Source organism: Nitrospira lenta (assembly GCF_900403705.1).
GTDB lineage: Bacteria > Nitrospirota > Nitrospiria > Nitrospirales > Nitrospiraceae > Nitrospira_D > Nitrospira_D lenta.
This window is the reverse complement of the sequence record NZ_OUNR01000018.1, coordinates 112548-129637: the sequence shown is the minus strand read 5'-3', so window position 1 is coordinate 129637 and position 17090 is coordinate 112548. Positions and strand designations below refer to the sequence as shown.

General features: G+C 58.3%; 15 protein-coding genes. 10 read left to right on the top strand and 5 right to left on the bottom strand.

Annotated elements, in window-relative coordinates; genetic code table 11:
- Positions 1-296: 296 nt before the first annotated feature.
- The 8 genes from NITLEN_RS14220 (at position 297) to amrB (ending at position 8690) form a co-directional block, all read left to right on the top strand.
- Complete coding sequence (locus NITLEN_RS14220) at positions 297-557, top strand: hypothetical protein (RefSeq protein ID WP_146216199.1); 261 nt, start codon at positions 297-299, stop codon at positions 555-557.
- Positions 554-2389 carry a glutamate mutase L gene (locus tag NITLEN_RS14215; RefSeq protein ID WP_121990295.1) on the top strand — a complete coding sequence of 612 codons (1836 nt, stop codon included), beginning with the start codon at positions 554-556 and terminating at the stop codon, positions 2387-2389. Before NITLEN_RS14220 ends, NITLEN_RS14215 begins: the two co-directional genes overlap by 4 nt.
- 139 nt (positions 2390-2528) lie before the next feature.
- A complete protein-coding gene (locus tag NITLEN_RS14210) occupies positions 2529-3659 on the top strand; it encodes a hypothetical protein (protein WP_121990294.1) in 1131 nt (376 codons plus the stop codon).
- Between the two features lie 223 nt (positions 3660-3882).
- On the top strand, positions 3883-5046 hold the full coding sequence (locus NITLEN_RS14205) for a DUF6754 domain-containing protein (protein WP_181416879.1): 1164 nt from the start codon (positions 3883-3885) through the stop codon (positions 5044-5046).
- Positions 5043-5693, top strand: coding sequence for a hypothetical protein (locus NITLEN_RS14200; protein ID WP_121990293.1), 651 nt, complete (start codon positions 5043-5045; stop codon positions 5691-5693). The genes NITLEN_RS14205 and NITLEN_RS14200 overlap by 4 nt, the downstream gene beginning before the upstream one ends.
- 19 nt (positions 5694-5712) lie before the next feature.
- Positions 5713-6558 (top strand): hypothetical protein, encoded by an 846-nt coding sequence (locus NITLEN_RS14195; protein WP_245924495.1) that lies wholly within the window; start codon positions 5713-5715, stop codon positions 6556-6558.
- A 15-nt stretch (positions 6559-6573) separates the two neighbouring features.
- Positions 6574-7323, top strand: a complete 750-nt coding sequence (locus tag NITLEN_RS14190) for a hypothetical protein (RefSeq protein WP_245924494.1) — start codon at positions 6574-6576, stop codon at positions 7321-7323.
- 125 nt (positions 7324-7448) lie between these two features.
- The gene (gene amrB, locus NITLEN_RS14185; protein ID WP_121990291.1) at positions 7449-8690 is read left to right on the top strand and encodes an AmmeMemoRadiSam system protein B; all 1242 of its coding nucleotides are present in this window, start codon (positions 7449-7451) and stop codon (positions 8688-8690) included.
- A gap of 207 nt (positions 8691-8897) precedes the next feature.
- On the opposite strand, the gene NITLEN_RS14180 is transcribed toward amrB, so the two are convergent.
- The 5 genes from NITLEN_RS14180 to modA form a co-directional block, all read right to left on the bottom strand.
- The gene (locus NITLEN_RS14180) at positions 8898-9314 is read right to left on the bottom strand and encodes a response regulator (protein WP_121990290.1); all 417 of its coding nucleotides are present in this window, start codon (positions 9312-9314) and stop codon (positions 8898-8900) included.
- Positions 9311-9709 (bottom strand): hypothetical protein, encoded by a 399-nt coding sequence (locus NITLEN_RS14175; RefSeq protein WP_121990289.1) that lies wholly within the window; start codon positions 9707-9709, stop codon positions 9311-9313. Before NITLEN_RS14175 ends, NITLEN_RS14180 begins: the two co-directional genes overlap by 4 nt.
- A gap of 4 nt (positions 9710-9713) precedes the next feature.
- Positions 9714-9959: a hypothetical protein gene (locus NITLEN_RS14170; protein WP_121990288.1), complete on the bottom strand. Its 246-nt coding sequence runs from the start codon at positions 9957-9959 to the stop codon at positions 9714-9716.
- A gap of 345 nt (positions 9960-10304) precedes the next feature.
- Complete coding sequence (locus NITLEN_RS14165) at positions 10305-10757, bottom strand: CBS domain-containing protein (protein ID WP_181416878.1); 453 nt, start codon at positions 10755-10757, stop codon at positions 10305-10307.
- A gap of 723 nt (positions 10758-11480) precedes the next feature.
- On the bottom strand, positions 11481-12317 hold the full coding sequence (gene modA, locus NITLEN_RS14160; protein WP_181416877.1) for a molybdate ABC transporter substrate-binding protein: 837 nt from the start codon (positions 12315-12317) through the stop codon (positions 11481-11483).
- Positions 12318-12708: 391 nt separating this feature from the next.
- Between modA and NITLEN_RS14155 the strand changes: the two genes are divergently transcribed.
- Both NITLEN_RS14155 and NITLEN_RS14150 read left to right on the top strand, forming a co-directional pair.
- Complete coding sequence (locus tag NITLEN_RS14155; protein ID WP_121990285.1) at positions 12709-15888, top strand: efflux RND transporter permease subunit; 3180 nt, start codon at positions 12709-12711, stop codon at positions 15886-15888.
- Position 15889: 1 nt separating this feature from the next.
- Entirely contained in the window at positions 15890-17089 is a 1200-nt protein-coding gene (locus tag NITLEN_RS14150) for an efflux RND transporter periplasmic adaptor subunit (RefSeq protein WP_121990284.1), read from the top strand.
- The last annotated feature ends 1 nt before the right edge of the window (position 17090 follow it).

Sequence of the window (17090 nt, the reverse complement as noted above, 5' to 3'; positions counted from 1 at the left end):
CCCGCGAAATCAATGGCGCAAAATTATACCTAAGTGCGCTGAGCATTGCTAGCTTTCTGGTCGGCAAAAAGCAGCGGAACAGTGGAGGGATAGGACGTCAGGTGCGTCCGCATAAAATTGACTCTTTTCAGACCCCTTCCTATAATGCCTCTCTATAACCGTTTCGACTGCCTTTCCACACACTTATGGCTTCCTTCACCAAGGTTTCTCTGACGGAAAAATGGGACCGGGTCCGAGCGGGACTGTCTCATGCCTTTTCCACTCGCGCTGAAGCAGAAACTTTTACGAGTGAAGACTTGGCGCTGCTGCAACGCATTGCCGATGCGGTGGTGCAACGGCGGATGGCCGCTCCGGCGGTTGTGTTTCTGGAATCCCTTGGGCCGATGAGTTTTCTTGGCAGCCAGGCGATGCATTTCTTCGCGCCTATTATCGAACTCGCGTTCAGCGCGCATGAAGTATCGCAAGTCGCGGCGCTGCTTGAGCGCCGGGATACGACCGTTCGTCTCGTTGCCTTGATCGAGGTGGCGTCAACTCCTCAGGGAGCGGCGGCTCGATGAGCGCATCGATTCCTTCCTCTGAGAAGCCGAAGTTCGACCATCCGTTGAACGTCATTGTTGCCACGGACTGTGGCAGCACGACCACCAAAGCTATCCTCATAGAAAAAGTCGGCGACGAGTACCGCCAGACGTTTCGCGGCGAAGCGCCGACGACCGTTGAAGCGCCGTTCGAAGACGTGACGCGCGGGGTCTTGAACGCCATTGCCGAAATTGAAGAACTGTCGGGCCGCAAGATTCTCAATGGCGAGAAGATCCTCACGCCTTCCCGCGATGCCAAGACCGGCGTCGATATCTACATCTCGACCAGCAGTGCCGGGGGCGGATTGCAGATGATGGTGACGGGTGTCGTACAGAACATGACGGGCGAGAGTGCGCAGCGAGCCGCGCTAGGCGCCGGCGCGATTGTGATCGACGTATTGGCGTCGAATGACGGCCGGCTGCCCCACGAAAAGATCGAACGGATCCGCACGCTCCGTCCCGACATGATCCTGATGTCGGGCGGCACGGACGGCGGGGCCGTCACGCACGTCGTCGAGATGGCGGAGTATGTCGCTGCGGCGGACCCCCGCCCGCGTTTTGGGAGTACGTATAAATTGCCGCTGGTCTATGCCGGGAATAAAGAGGCGCGCAAACAGGTGGCGAACACGCTGGAGCAGAAAACTGCGCTGGTGATCGCCGAGAACATCAGGCCTGTGCTGGAGCGGGAAAATCTTGCACCGGCCAGACACAAGATTCACGATCTATTTCTAGAACACGTCATGGCTCAGGCGCCGGGCTATAAGAATCTCATCGAGATGGCGGGCGCGCCGATCATGCCGACGCCGGCGGCGGTCGGCCTCATCATGGAAACCATCGCCAAGCGGGAGCATCTGAATCTGATCGGCGTCGATATCGGCGGCGCGACGACCGACGTGTTTTCGGTATTCGACAGTGTGTTCAACCGGACGGTCAGCGCCAATCTTGGAATGTCCTACAGTATTTCCAATGTGCTGGCGGAAGCGGGGCTGGCGAATATCATGCGCTGGGTGCCGTTTGATATTGACGAACAGACGCTCCGCAATCGCATTAAGAACAAGATGGTCCGGCCCACGACGATTCCGCAGACGCTCGACGAATTGCAGATCGAGCAGGCCATTGCGCGGGAAGCGCTGCGGCTGGCGCTCATTCATCATAAGTCGCTCGCGACGGGTCTCAAGGGGATCCAACAGGAACGGACGATCTCCGACGCGTTCGAGCAGCAGGCCTCCGGCAAGAGCCTCGTCGATATGCTGAAGCTGGATCTGATCGTCGGGAGCGGCGGGATTTTGTCGCATGCCCCGCGGCGCATCCAGTCGATGCTGATGATGGTGGATGCCTATGAGCCGCTTGGGTTTACCCTGCTCTCCGTGGACAGCATTTTCATGATGCCGCATCTGGGCGTGCTGTCGACGATCAATGAGAAGGCGGCGACGGATGTCTTCGTGCGCGATTGCATGGTCTATCTCGGCACCTGTGTCGCGCCGATCGGGCAGCTGAAAGACGGCGAGCGGCTGGCGGATTACGAGGTCACGTTTCCAGACGGGAGTATTGTCAAGGATCAGTTGAAGATGGGCGAGTTGCGACTGTTTCCGCTTGGATTAAACCAGCAGGCCAAGGTGACGATGCAACCGGCGAAAACCGTGAATCTGGGGCAGGGCGCCGGCGTGCCGGTCAGCCGTGAGGTGCAGGGTGGTGTCGTCGGGCTCTTGCTGGACGGCCGCGGCCGGCCGCTACAGCTACCGGCCGATCAATCGGCGCGCGTCGCGGCGCTGACGAAATGGTTCAAGGCCGTGGATCTGTATCCGAGGTCCTAGGGTGATCCCGTTGTCTTGTTTGCCCAGGTTGCTCAAACGATCCTCCGGCGAGGCCGCAAGGAGAGGCGTACCGGTTCTGGCCGTCGAGAGAGCAGAGCGATTGAGCACGAAGCTGGAGAGGGTTTTTCAGTAACCTGTTATGGCGCACTCATATACACCAGGGCTCACCGTCACCGAGCAGACCGTCATCAGGCGGCGGCGGCAGTTGCCGTTGCCCGGCACGGTGCTCGTCGCGGTCGGTGATCGCGTGCAATCGAATCAACCGGTGGCCAGAGCCGAATTGCCGGGCAAAGTGTATCCGTTGAATCTGGCGAATCAGCTTGGCGTTGCGCCGGACGAGATCAAAGAATATCTGATCAAGAAAGAAGGCGAGCCGGTCCGGAAGGATGAAATTCTGGCCGAAAATAAGCCGCTGATTAAATGGTTCAAAACGGAGATCAAGTCTCCGATCACCGGAACGGTGGAATCGCTCTCGACGATCACGGGCCAAGTGCTGCTCCGGGAGCCGCCGCGTGTGCTGGAATTATCGGCGTATGTGGACGGGACGATTGTAGAAGTGCATCCGCGCCAGGGCGTGACGGTCGAGGCGCGGTGCAGCCTGATCCAGGGGATCTTTGGCATCGGCGGTGAAACTTCCGGCGTCTTGGTGGTTGCTGTCGCGAAGCCGGATGACGCCTTGACTCCGGCTCATCTGAAGGCCGACATGAAGGGAAAGATTGTCGTCGGCGGCTCGTTTCTGTCCGCCGAGACGATGGCCAAGGCGAAGGAAATCGGCGTCGCCGGATTAGTGGTCGGAGGGATTCACGATAAGGATCTTCGTGCCCTGCTGGGATACGATCTGGGGGTGGCCATCACTGGGACAGAGCAGGTGGGGTTCACGCTGATTCTCACGGAGGGCTTCGGCACAATCCCGATGGCGCAGAAGACCTTTGCGCTGTTCTCCGCCCATGCCGGAGAGAAGGCGGCGGTTTCAGGGGCCACGCAAATTCGCGCCGGTGTCATCCGGCCCGAGATCATTATTGCGAAGTCCGACAGTGCGGGAGGGATCGAAGCTGCGGCAGCACCGCAACGTGAAGGCATTCGGATCGGCGATCCGGTGCGCATCATTCGCGATCCGCTGTTCGGCAAGATCGGAGAGGTTTCGGCGCTGCCCACCGATCTCCAGAAGATTCCCACGGAAAGCGACGCGCGAGTGCTGGAAGTACGATTCCCGGACGGGCAGGTTGCCGTCATTCCACGAACGAATATCGAAGTGATCGAAGGGGCGTAGCAGGATGCTGAACAAGTCCGCCAACTGCGTTCTCGCCTTGAAGGCCTCCTCAACGTACCCCAGTGGATGTGCCACGGCCCTTCACTCGCTGCGGTCTTACTCGCGGCACGGCGCGTCTTGGCGCGCTGGGGTTGGGTGGGTGAGACCAGCGGGATTTTTGAACATCCTGATATTGATAATGGTCTGCGGCCTGTCATCTGCCAGTGTTTTTGCGGAAGATCAGTTGGCCGCTCCGGCTCATCTATCCGTATTCGATACGCCGAATGATGGGGGACAAAGCCTGACGGTAAACTGGGCGCCGAGCGCGTTGGAGAGTCCTGATGCCCGCTATCAGGTGTTGGTCGGCGAGGCCGGTGTCACGGATGTGGCCGCATTGAAAGTGGTCGCCGAGTTCCCGGCTCAGACTCGTCTGGTGAAGGACGCCAAGGGGGCCTGGTGGACCAGAACGGCAGAACGCAATTGGCATCAGTTCACTATCAGAAACGGAAAGGCCGTCGAACTGACAGACGGGACGGTCTATACGGTGACTGTGGCGCTGCTCAAAGGAGAGGAGCGAATCGTCGGGCCGCTTCTGCAAGCCACGCCGGCTCCGAACTGGTTCAATTGGAACTTGGTGAACAATCTTGTGTTGACGCTGATCTTCGGCGGCGTGGTGTTCTTTTCCATTGCGCAAGCCAAACGGCGTGAGATGTTTCTTCGTCGCATCCCAGGCCTCGACGCGGTGGATGAAGCCATCGGCCGCGCTACCGAATTGGGCAAGCCGATCCTCTATCTGACCGGTGCGCATGATATGAGCGATCCCTCGACGATCGCGGCGGCCGTGATTCTCGGGCGCGTGGCAAAAAAGACGGCGGCCTATGAAACGGAGCTGCTGGTGCCCCATCGCGACCCCATTACGATGGCGGTCTGTCAGGAGATCACCAAACAAGCCTATTTGGAAGCGGGGAAACCCGATCTGTTCAAAGAAGACTCGAATTTTTTCATTACCAGTGACCAGTTCAGCTACACGGCGGCGGTCGACGGCATCATGCTGCGCAAACAACCGGCGGCGAATTTCTTTATGGGATCCTATTTTGCCGAGGCGCTGCTGCTGACGGAAACTGGGGCAAGCACCGGGGCCATCCAGATCGCGGGAACCGATTCGGACCATCAGTTGCCCTTCTTCGTGACCACGTGCGACTACACATTGATCGGCGAAGAGCTGTATGCCGCGAGCGCCTATTTGTCGCGGGAGCCGGTGCAGCTGGGGACCTTGCGCGGGCAGGACATCGGGAAAGCCATGATTCTGTCGGTCATCGCAATCGGAGTGTTGCTCGCGACGGTCGGCGTCGCGACGCAGGCCGCCTGGCCGCAATATGCCCTCGATTTCTTCAAGGATGTGAAATGATCTTTTTACGCCGACAGTTGCCGCTGCTGATTACGATGATCACCGGGCTGATTTTTGCGGGTCAGTATTATGTGCCGCATCCCGCTTCCGAACAGTTGCTCACCTCCGCCACGAAATGGCTCCAGATTATCGGCGGCTTTGCGCTCGTGCTGGGAGTGACCAGTCTGTTTCAGGTCCATGCGGCCAAGATCCGCCGGAAAGAAGCCGGCTGGGGCTACAGTGTGGTGCTCTACGCCGGCATGTTGGGCACGATGGCCGTCGGCTGGTGGGCCAACGGCAAGGAGAGTGTCGAAGGTGTCTCGACGGCATTCGGGTGGGTCTACAACTTTATGATGGTCCCACTGCAAGGGACCATGTTTGCCATCCTGGCCTTCTTCATCGCCTCGGCGGCCTATCGCTCGTTCCGCGCCAGAAGCCGGGAAGCCGCGGTACTCCTGGTTGCCGCGGTGATTGTCATGATGGGCCGCGTTCCATTAGGTGAATACCTCGTGCCGGTCAGCGGGGATATTTCCCAATGGATTTTGAACGTGCTGAACGCCTCCGTGCGCCGGGCCATTTTGATCGGTGTCAGCCTGGGGGCGGTAGCGCTGTCTTTCAAGATTATCTTCGGCGTGGAACGGTCCTACCTGGGCGGGGGGAAAGAGTGACGGGGCAAGGGGTAGGGAGATGATGAGTTTCGCGGAACGCATGCTCAAGATCGACCGGCGGATCATCTTTGTGGTGATCGGCCTCTGCACGCTCTTGCCGTTGCTCTACCCGGTTGGCCTGCCCATCAAGATTTCCCAGGAAGTGCGCGGCGTCTACGATCATATTGAAAGCCTGCCCGAACATTCGGTGCTCCTCCTCTCGCTCGATTTCGATCCGGCGTCGAAGCCGGAGCTCCATCCCCAGGCGGTCGCTCTTCTCCGTCATGCCTTTAAGAAGAATCTCCGGGTCGTGTCGATGACTCTGTGGGTGTCCGGCACGGGCATGGCCGACGAGTTGCTGACCAAGGTGGCGAATGAGTTCGGCAAACAGCGCGGCACGGACTATGTTTTTCTCGGGTGGAGCCCGGGAGGGACGGCCGTCATTATCAACATGGGGCAGAATCTCTATACCGCATTCCCCAGCGATTACGGCGGCAAGCCGACCAAGGGGCAGCCGGTGCTGGAGGGGGTCAACAGTTTGAAGGACGTCACCTATGCGGTGAGCCTCGGAGCGGGGAATCCTGGTGTCGAAGCCTGGTACGTCTTCGGAAAAGATAAATACAAATTCGAGTTGGGCGGTGGCTGCACGGGCGTGATGGCGCCGGGATTGTATCCCCTGTTGCGAAGCGGCCAGATCAACGGGTTGATCGGCGGGTTGCGGGGAGCGGCGGAATACGAAAGTCTGATCGGGCAGAAGGGGCGGGCGGTGGCGGGAATGGATGCGCAATCGGCAACGCATGTCGCGATCATCATCCTGGTGGGGCTCTGTAACGTCTTTTATTTCTCGGTGCGGCGTCAGACCCGACAACAAGGGTCGCAGTCATAGGGGATAGACCAGGCAATGGATGCAACGATCATCGGCGCGTGGGTGGCCACGGGGTTAACGCTCTTTATCTTTTCCTTTTTGTATAAGGATAATCCGCTCTTCAAACTGGCGGAGAATCTCTATGTCGGCGTGTCGGTCGGTTACACGATCGTGAAGACGTACGACACGGTGATCGTGCATCTGATCTGGAAACCCATCGTTGAGAATCAGGAATGGACGCTCCTGATTCCCGTCGCCATCGGACTGCTCATGCTCACGCGCTATGTGCCGAAAGCCGCCTGGCTCTCGCGCTATGCGTTTGCGTTTATCGTCGGGGTGGGGGCGGGACTGGCGATTCCGCGTACCGTGTCGTCGTTTATCTTGAAGCAAATCGAGGACACCATTCGGCCGCTGCTCATGCTTGTGCCGGGGGAGGGCGTCACCTTCTCATGGAATCTGATGAATCCGGCCAGCAGCGTGAACGTGATTATCGTGCTGATCGGCGTGAGTTCCGTGCTGTTCTACTTTTTTTTCTCGGTGGAGCACAAGGGGCCGGGGAAGATGGTCGCCAGGACAGGCGTGATGTTCCTGATGATCGCGTTCGGCGCAGCCTTTGGCTATACGGTCATGGCCCGCATGTCCTTGTTGATCGGCCGGCTGACCGATTTGATCGAGTATTCCGATCCTTCTTATGGACGACCGGCGCTGTGGCTGACGCTCGTGACCATTGGGACTTTGTTCGTACTGAGTCGGCGGAGCCGAAGCGAGCCGCCGGACTCTCACTGATTCGAGGTGGGGGCCAAGGCTGAAGAGTCACGAGGAGCGCGTTTTCTCCACCTCGCCCTGAGCCATATCCCCGGTTGCAGCTTCTTCTTTCCCTCCTTTACAATAGCGCTCGACCAAGGAGCATTATGACCACCACGGCTGCCAAAGACCCCAAGCACTATCCCGCATTGCGGAATCTCCAGTTCTCCCCCATTAAAGAAGGGGAGGAGCAGTACATCGTGCTGTGGGATCCGACCGGCCTGAGCAAGGAACGGCTGGTGCTTCCGCTCAACTACTTTTTCATCGTTCAGCATTTCGACGGCGAGCATTCGCTCCAACAAGTGGGCGCCCTCTATCTGAAGCGGTTCGGTGAATTTCTGATGCCCGATAAGGTTGAGCAGTTGGTGACCGATCTCGACCAGAAATTGTTTTTGGAAGGGGAACGGGCGGAAGAGGCCCGCAGAGAGCAGCGCGCCCAGTATCGCGAGAGCCCGTTGCGCACGGCGGCCTTTGCCGGACGCGCCTATGAGGCGGATGGGGCAAAGTTGAAAAAGCAGATCGATGGGTTTTTCACGTCGAAAGAAGGCCCGGACTTCAAACCCTCAGAGAACGCCGGCAAACCGATCAAAGGTGTGGTCGCGCCGACCTACGATCTGAAACAGGCCGGGCCGATCTACGCCTGGGCGTACAAAGAGCTGCAGGAAGCCACGCAGCCGGATGTGTATGTCCTCATCGGGACAGCCTACGCCGGGCTCGACAATCTCTTTGCCGTCACGGACAAGGATTTTGAAACGCCGTTGGGTGTCGTGAAGGCCGATCAGCCCTTGCTGGCGAAGATCAGAGAGCGGTTCCCGGTGGCGTTCGAAGAAGATCTCTGCCACCAAGCCGAACATGCAATTGAATTCCAACTGCCGTTTCTTCAACAGATCGTCGGGGCGAAGAAGCCCTTTACCATTGTGCCGATTCTCTGTTCCTTTTCCGCGCTGAGCATGGCGGAAGCTCCGGTGCAACAATCGGTCGAGGTGTTTTTGGCCGGGCTGCGCGATATTCTCAAATCATCAGGCCGCAGTTACTGTGTTGTCGCAGCGGCGGAGCTGGCGCATCTCGGAATGCGCTATGGGGATAAAGAGCCGCCGACCGACTTTTCATTCCATCGATCGATGCAGCACGACTTGGAAATGTTGAAGCCGGTGGAAGAGCGGAAGCCCGAAGAATTTACCAAATACATCATCACCGAGAACGACAAGCGCCGCATTTCAGGTTTCGCGCCGATCTATTCTCTCTTGCGTCTCATTGAAGCCGAATCCGGCCAAGTCCTCCGCTACGATCGCGGGATCACCGATCAGTACAACTCGACGGTCACGTACGCCAGCATGGCGTTCTTCTAGTCAGGCTGCTGAAACAGATCCCCAACTTCGTTCTCGGCTCGGCGGAATCCTCAACGTACCCCAGAGGGTACGTTTCCGGTTCTGCCTAGCCTGCGGCCTTGTTGGATGACCTGTTTGAGCAGCCTCCTGAGAGAAAACAAAACAATACGATTCTCAGTGCGTCCAGTTTGGGGAAGAGCTTGCTCCCTGTCACTCGCGGCTGGGGCTCTACAGCATGGGGTGGGCGTTTCGTCCGATGACAAGTTCCTCGTGGCGATCCCGCGCGTGTTGCACAACGGTGCGAAGGCCGGCGAGCAACGATGCCGATGATCCCTTGATCAGGTATCCGGTTGCGCCCGCTGAAAATGCGGCCGCCATCACTTCCGGCTCCGTGCGGCAGGTGTGAAAGATTACGCGGCAGTTCGGCAGTGTTTTGCGGAGTTCCTGCACGGCTTCGATCCCATCCATCCGTGGCAGCTCGATGGCGGTCAGTACAAGGTCAGGTCGAAGGGCTTGGGCGGCCGCGATGAGGGCCTGTCCATCTTCTGCGGTTCCGATGACGGTGTATTCGAGTTCAAGAATCGATTGGAGCTCTGACAGCGCCGGCGCGGCATCATCGCACAGCAGTATGCGAAGGCGTTTCATGCGGCACCTTCTGAAGCAGGATACCTGTAGGAGGTGCCGGTAGCGGCATCATGCTCCAGGTGCCGACCATAAGCCCGGTTGCCATGGCTGTAGTCAGCACGCACCGGAGGCCGGTACGGCCGTTCGATGGTGGGGGAGGTTGCCGAGCGGTGAGTATCGGTTGAACCGCGCATCAGTGTGGTGACGTCTCGCTGCTGGATACGAGGCCCTCTCGGTTCCCGTTTCAGCAACGGACTTTCGGCCAGCTGTCGATTGGCCCGGATCACGTCGTCTTCAACCGCGCCGCAGTTTAGACAGCGTTCACAATCGACCCGTTCAGTCGAACTCATGCCGTTGGCTTCAAAAATGCGCTCACGCACCAGCAGGCCGCCGCATCGGATGCACACTATGGCCATAGTCTTACTCTCCCTTCGTCGCCGACGGACCATTCGTCATGAGGCGGATTTCATAGTCCCATGGGAGGGGAGTCAACTTGATGACGTGCTGTTGTTCCAGATGATTCAATGCGCGCAAGAGGTTGATCCACCGGCAGTCCGATAGTCTGGCGGTGAGGGCCGTGAACGTCAGTGTCCGCTCGCGGCCTACGAGTTCACGAACTCTGGTCACAATGGCTGCGGGAGGACCATCGAGTCTGTGTCGCTGCATAGGGATGTCTCCGTGGGCGGTGAATTCAATGATGAGGTTCCCTATGAGCAAGAACTAGTCCGTTGAGACACAGTGACGTCTTGCCGTAATTCAACTGATTTGATGGGGTGTCGTGGGGAATGTGTTGTCGCGATCGGAATATGAAGGGATTCGCACGGTGCGGTGTGTGCGATGCAGCTCGAATTACGGCGGTCTTTTAAGTGAGATGTTCAGATGAAACCAAGGATATGCGGGGAGGGAAGAGGTGCTAATCGTCTAGAGGTGAGGTTGCTCAGATGCTGAAAGGATGAGTTATCAGATCCGAGCAACCTCTTGCTAAGCAGAGGCCGTGCAGCTAATCGGGAATCAGTCTTCTCCAGTCGTGCCAAGGCCGATCACTGCGCGTAAGAGGTCGTGTCGCGTCACCGAGTAAGCGACTTTCCCCTGGTTCGTCACAGGAAGATTCAGCAGGCGCTTCTCTTCCATCAATTTCACGGCTTCCTTGATGGTTGTGTCGGTGGTGACGGCAATTGGGTCATGGGCCATGATGTGTTCGATGTTCAACGTGGAAAGATTCTTGCCGGCTTCCAACGCGTGAAGGACATCAATTTCGCTGACGAACCCGACGAACTCAGTGCGTTCATTGACGACTGGAGCCCCGGGAGTATGGGAGGACACGAGCTCCAACGCGGCGTCCATTGCATTGTGGCCGATGCGAAAGACGAGACTGTTGGTTCCTCGAATTTGACCTATCTTCTGTAATCCTCCGGCGGGAACCCCTGGTAATCCTGGTTTGGATGCGGTTGGATTTGTCGGCATCGTATGCTCCTTTGCCATCCTGGAGGGTGAGTATTGTAGAAACTTGCTTGAGTCAGTCCACGCGCCATCAGGTCGCTGTGTCAGGGAAGCGTTCAGATACTCGTTGTCCGTCCTGAGATCTTGCGAAGTGCGAGCAGTGTCATACATCCTCCAGCCCGGAAGGATAAGAGAAGAAGAAGCGGAATATTCAGTTTGTCCGGCAGCAACACGAAATTAGAATTGTGGCCGGTAGATGTCTGCACTTGAAAGCGAAACCGGCGTCGGACTGTTGAGATCGTTTCCTGTGCCGTGTCCTGCCTGTGCTCGCAGGGTATGCGTAACGCGATTCGTGGAAGTCAGGTGCCTACGACACCAATCCCCAGGTGCTCCAGAGGAGAACTCCTGCAATTGCCAGCATGGCCCAGGCCAATTCACGATCTCCGAAGGACTTTACCATGTCTTTCATCGTCAGCCTCCTTTGTGAGAGTCACTCACTGTCTACCTGTAGACTTAGCAAGGCTGGTGCCAACGCGAAAACGCTGTATTTCAGCTGTTTTCATCTTGTGCTTCGCTGAAATTGAGCGGATCCGCACGGATCGCACTGTGCGCAAAGTAGAGGGGGGGAGTAAGGACGGGATGAATAGGGCTGAAGAGTAGGGCTGAAATGAGCAGGAATGAATTGAGGGAAGGGGTGCTGCTGATCGCCGGATCGGACCGCCGAATAGGGCTATCCACGCAGTCGGATCACCCGACTGTTGGCAGGGAATCAAATCCATACTTGATCAGGAGTTTCTGTACGCGGGGAGTCATGAGGAAATCGGAGAAATCTTTGGCGATCCCCCGAGCGCCTTCCTGACAGGTCGATACCACGGCCTGGCCGAACTGCACCGGCACATAAGATTCGGCGGGAGTCTCATCGCTGATACGCACCTGCCCGCCGTTGATGGCGTCCACACGATAGACGAGCCCTACGTCGGCCTTGCCTGCGTGGATCAGATTGATGATGTCTTCGCTATGGGATGCATAAATAATGTTGGAGCGACTCTTATCCATATAGTTCGGATTGACTCTGGCGAGCACCCGGGCCGTCACATCTCCCAAGGCGGATGTCCGGGGATCTCCGAGGGCAATGCGTGTGGTGCGATTGGGGAGCGCATCGTGAAAGGATACCAGCGTAGCCAGAGTCTCCGTTGACATGACGAGGACGAGGGAGGTCTGTGCGTACGTCCGGGGCCTGCCGTTGAGCGTCAGTCCCTTCTTGTAGAGTTGCGCGACTTCATCAGTCCCCGCGGCAAGGAATACGTCAATCGGAGCCCCTTGCTCGATCTGATGGCTCAGGGTTTTTGAAGGGGCATAGACCACATTGACCGATGCGCCATACTCTCGTTCGAACATCGGCAGGATTTCGGTGAAGACCGCTCTGAGGCTCGGGGGAGCTCCGACCGTCAGCGATTCAGTCTGCGCGAATCCATTGGTTCCAAAGGCACCGGCTAGTCCGATCGCGATCGCCATGATCAGACCCACATTCCCGAACTTCATGATGGTGTGACGCTTTTTAGCGGTGCCATGGGCAGATGCCACGTGAATCTCTTGGGAAAGTCTATCGTGATGCATCGTCGCTCCCTGTGTGTCGCGTGGTATCGCAATTCCACCTCACAGCATGTGACAGCAAGATCAATACCAATAGCTGCATCATTTCCTGGCCTGTGCGCGCTCAGCACGGGCGGCCTAGATAGGCCGATTTCTTGCCGGTTTTTTATAGGTCCACATTGCAATGCAGGATCTTCCCGTCGATCGAACTCACTAAATCGAGCGCAATCGCACAATGCACTCAGTGCGAAAACCGAAAAGCCGCTGCGGTATGGGTTGCTGACGCTCGTCCCTGTTTCGCTAATACACATCAGGGGCTATCGTTTGAACGGGTTGCTTGAAAGTGGTACAAGCGTTGCGTTGCAGCACTCGGTGGTGACGTATGATGCAGCTTGTCCACATCGCCCTGCGAAAACCCTACACCTTTGTGGTGTTGGCGATTCTGATCGTTCTCTTCGGGGTTCAGACAACCGTCCACATGCCGACGGATGTGTTCCCAAACATCTTGATTCCCGTCACGTCCGTGGTCTGGGCTTACGACGGGCTGCTGCCGCAGGATGTCGAAGGGCGCATCACCTATATCTTTGAGCGTTTTCTCACCTCGACCGTGGAGGGGATTAAACGCATCGTCAGTCATTCCTATTATGGCAGCAGTATCATCAACGTGTATCTCCAGGACGGTATCGACCGCGGCGGGACCGAGGCCGATATCGCGGCGATCTCGCAAACGGTGGTCAAAGCGCTGCCGCCGGATATTTCCCCGCCCATGGTCATGCGCTTGGCCCCCTCATCGGTCCCGGTGGCCATGTTACAAGTCACCTCCGATACGCTCACGATGGCGGAGCTCTACAATCTCTGCATCATGCGAATCCGCCCCCTCTTGGTCACCATCGACGGGGCCATTCTGCCGCATCCCTACGGCGGGCAGGATATGCAGATTATGGTGTCGCTCGACCAGCAGAAATTGCTCGCCCGTCACCTGACTCCGTCAGACGTCCACCTGGCCCTCGGGAGTCAGAATCTGGTGCTGCCCGGGGGCGACATCAAGGTCAAAGCGACCGACTGGATTGTGCTGACGAACGCGTCGCCTCTGAAGGTCGATGATTTCAACAACATCCCGATCAAGCGGGAAGGGAACGCTTTCATCCATCTGCGGGACGTCGCTGATGTGCGGCTCGCCGGCCGGGTGCAAACAAATTCCGTGCTAGTGGATGGTCAGCAGTCCGTCATCATCATTGTGATGAAGAGCAGCGAGGCCTCGACATTGGATGTCGTTGACGGGATCAGAGACATGATCCCGCGCATCGAGAAGGTTGTGCCGGCCGGCGTGAATATCAAGTTGCTGAACGACGCGTCGATCTTCGTACGAGAATCGATTGTGGATGTGGTCTCTGAAATGGTGATTGCGGCCGTCCTGGTCGGCCTCATCGTCCTCCTGCTGCTCGGCTCCTGGCAGTCGACGGTCATCGTGGCGACCACCATTCCGCTCTCCATTTTGACGTCCATCATCTGCCTGCACTGGATTGGACAGTCCATCAATGTCATGACGTTGGGCGGATTGGCGCTGGCGGTGGGCGTGCTCGTCGACGATGCCACGGTGATGATTGAGAATATCGACACCCATCTCGCCATGAACAAGCCGCTGGAGGATGCCATTATGGATGCCTCCAGGCAGATTCTGCTGCCGACGTTTGTAGCCACATTGGCGATCGCGATCGTGTGGTTGCCGCTCTTTAAGTTGAGCGGGGTCTCCGGGTGGCTGTTCATGCCGATGGCAGAGGCGATCATCTTCGCAATGCTGGCGTCCTTCATCCTGTCGCGGACGCTGGTGCCGACCATGGCGAACTATATGCTGGCCGGCCATCAGGCGCCGCACGCGGGGATGGATGGGGAGGGGAGTGGTAGAACGGCACCGCCGGGCTTCTTCGCCAGATTTCAGCAGGGCTTCGAACGCGGCTTCGATCGCTTCCGCGACTGGTACAACGAGCGGCTCGAACTGGCCGTCGCCCATCGCAAGGGGGTCGTCAGCATCGCTCTGATTCTCGCTGTCAGCTCGCTCAGTCTCTTGTACTTCAATGGGCGGGATTTCTTTCCCGAGATCAAGTCCGGGACGTTGCAGATGCACATGCGGGCGCCTCTCGGCATGCGGATCGAGGCCACGGGCCGCATCGCCTCGCTGGTTTCGAAAGACATTGAGCGGTTGCTCCCCGGCCAGGTCGAAGGCATTGTGAGCAACTGCGGTCTGCCGGTCGGCGCGCATAACCTGGCGTTCATTCCCACTCCGACGATCGGCCCGCAGGATTGCGATATGACCATCTCGCTCAAGAATGAAAAGTCGCCGGTGTGGGACTATCGGCGTATTCTCCGCCAGGGCTTGCGCGAGCGATATCCCGGCACCGAATTCACGTTCCAGCCGGCGGACCTGACCGCGAAGATTCTCAACTTCGGCTCGCCCTCACCTATTGATGTGCAAATCAACGGCCCCGACCGGTATGCCAACTACGACTTCGCGCGCAATCTCGCCGGCCGGTTGCGCCAGATCCCCGGGACTACCGATGTTGTGATTCAGCAGACCATGCGCACGCCGACACTCCTGGCCGAAACCAACCGCATGTTCGGGCTTGGCATGAACCTGACTCAGAAGGACATTGCCGGCAACCTGCTGTTGACGACGGCCGGCAGCCAACAGGTCGATCAACAGTACTGGCTTGACCGAAAGACCGGCATGTCCTACCGAATCAATGTGTATACGCCTCAGCAGCAGCTCACCAGCCTCAAGGATCTGATGACGGTTCCCGTCGATCGGGACGATCGGTCCGCGTCGGACAAGGATCTGAAATTGCTTGGCAATGTGACTACGCTGTCGGCGGTCGGCACGCCCGGTGTGATTACGCACAAAGATATCATGCCGCTGATCGACATCTATGTCTCCACCGACGAGCGTGACCTGGGCAGTGTGCTGGCGGATGTCGAAGCGGTCGCCCGTAGCATGGAACCCGAGCTGCCCAGAAGCGCGGCGATTGAAATCCATGGCCAGGCCGAATTGATGCGCGAGGCCTACGCTGAACTGGCCATCGGTCTCGCCGTGGCCATCGTGCTGGTCTACCTTCTGATCGTCGTCAACTTTCAGTCGTGGCTCGACCCCTTCATCATCGTTGCGGCCCTACCCGGTGCCTTGGCGGGCATTGCCTGGAGTTTGTTCCTGACCCACACCAATCTCTCCACCCCGGCATTGACCGGCGCGATTATGACCATGGGCACGGCCACGGCCAATTCCATCCTCGTCGTTTCCTATGCCCGCGAACGGCTCGCCGAGCATGGCGACGCATTGCGGGCTGCGATCGAAGCCGGAAAGGCCCGCATCCGTCCCGTCCTTATGACCGCGGCCGCCATGATCATCGGGATGTTGCCGATGTCGATGGGAAGCTCGCAGAATGCGCCGCTCGGTCGCGCCGTTATGGGCGGCTTGATCGTGGCCACCGTATTCACGCTGGTGTTCGTTCCCTGCCTGTATGCCATTGTGTATAACCGGCGTTCCGTCCGGCGGCAGGAGCTTGTCTAAGATGAATGTCCTGCGCGGGAAAGGCCTTGCGATCGCGGCACTTGTTTTATGTCTGAGCTATGTCGGATATCGAGTATATGAAAGCCGGCTCGACGCGGTGGCGCTGCGTGAGGCCACGCTCGAGCGCGCCGTTCCGACCGTGGCCGTCATCCATGCCACGCCGTTGCCGTCGAACGAGACGATTACGCTCCCCGGCAATATCCAAGCGTGGTATGAGGCGCCGATCTATGCGCAGGTCTCGGGCTACGTGAAGATGTGGTACAAGGACTACGGCGCGCAGGCCAAGAAAGGCGATGTGCTCGCCGAAATCAACGCGCCGTCTCTCGACGCGCAATATGCGCAAGCCAAGGCGGACTTGGAGTCGGAACGGGCCAAGAATGCGCTGGCCGAGCTGACGGCCAAACGCTACCTGGCCATGCGCACCAATCATGCCCTCTCTGAGCAGGCCATCTCGGTGCAAGTGGCCGAGGCGAAAGCCCAGGCGGCCAAGGTCAAGGCGGCGGAACAAAACGTCAAGAACTTCGAAGCGATGATTCAGTTCAAGACCATCGTCGCGCCCTACGACGGCGTGGTCACTGTCCGCAATATCAATGTCGGCGACTACGTCAATAAAGACGGTACGATCAGCACCTCCGGGACCATCAGCAACCTGTTTACCGTGGCCGACGTCAGCATGATGCGTCTGTTCGTCAATGTGCCGGAAATGTTCGGGCCCTTTCTCCAACCGGGTCTGACGGCCGACGTGACGGTGCCGCAATTGCCGAATCGCCATTTCACCGCCAAGTTCCTGACCGTTGCCCGAGGATTCGATGTGAGCACGCGCACCGCCGTCACGGAATTCACGATCGAGAACGAGGACCGAGCGCTGTGGCCGGGCTCCTACGCCACTGTCCATCTCACGGCGCCCGTAGAAAAACGCCTGTTCACCATTCCCTCGACCGCCATGGTCTTCCAAGAGCACGGGGCGCAAGTGGCGGTGGTGGCGGTGGACGGCCGCGTGCATTTTATCCCGATTACCGTCGGGCGCATTCTCGACAGTGCTATCGAGCTGATCGACGGAGTCTCTGAGAGCGAACGCATTATCAATAACCCCAGCGCCGCGTTGTTGGAAGGCGATATCGTGCGCATCGTGACGCCGGCGCCCGGGTATGATCTCGTGACGCCAGATACGCCGGCCTCAAAGGAAGGCCACGCACAATGAC

What these genes read in the sequence shown, in the direction of transcription:
- NITLEN_RS14215 (WP_121990295.1), top strand. Translation starts at nt 554, where the DNA reads ATGAGCGCATCGATTCCTTCCTCTGAGAAGCCGAAGTTCGACCATCCG.
- NITLEN_RS14210 (WP_121990294.1), top strand. Translation starts at nt 2,529, where the DNA reads ATGGCGCACTCATATACACCAGGGCTCACCGTCACCGAGCAGACCGTC.
- NITLEN_RS14200 (WP_121990293.1), top strand. Translation starts at nt 5,043, where the DNA reads ATGATCTTTTTACGCCGACAGTTGCCGCTGCTGATTACGATGATCACC.
- NITLEN_RS14195 (WP_245924495.1), top strand. Translation starts at nt 5,713, where the DNA reads ATGATGAGTTTCGCGGAACGCATGCTCAAGATCGACCGGCGGATCATC.
- NITLEN_RS14190 (WP_245924494.1), top strand. Translation starts at nt 6,574, where the DNA reads ATGGATGCAACGATCATCGGCGCGTGGGTGGCCACGGGGTTAACGCTC.
- amrB (WP_121990291.1), top strand. Translation starts at nt 7,449, where the DNA reads ATGACCACCACGGCTGCCAAAGACCCCAAGCACTATCCCGCATTGCGG.
- NITLEN_RS14180 (WP_121990290.1), bottom strand. Translation starts at nt 9,314, where the DNA reads ATGAAACGCCTTCGCATACTGCTGTGCGATGATGCCGCGCCGGCGCTG.
- NITLEN_RS14175 (WP_121990289.1), bottom strand. Translation starts at nt 9,709, where the DNA reads ATGGCCATAGTGTGCATCCGATGCGGCGGCCTGCTGGTGCGTGAGCGC.
- NITLEN_RS14170 (WP_121990288.1), bottom strand. Translation starts at nt 9,959, where the DNA reads ATGCAGCGACACAGACTCGATGGTCCTCCCGCAGCCATTGTGACCAGA.
- NITLEN_RS14165 (WP_181416878.1), bottom strand. Translation starts at nt 10,757, where the DNA reads ATGCCGACAAATCCAACCGCATCCAAACCAGGATTACCAGGGGTTCCC.
- NITLEN_RS14155 (WP_121990285.1), top strand. Translation starts at nt 12,709, where the DNA reads ATGATGCAGCTTGTCCACATCGCCCTGCGAAAACCCTACACCTTTGTG.
- NITLEN_RS14150 (WP_121990284.1), top strand. Translation starts at nt 15,890, where the DNA reads ATGAATGTCCTGCGCGGGAAAGGCCTTGCGATCGCGGCACTTGTTTTA.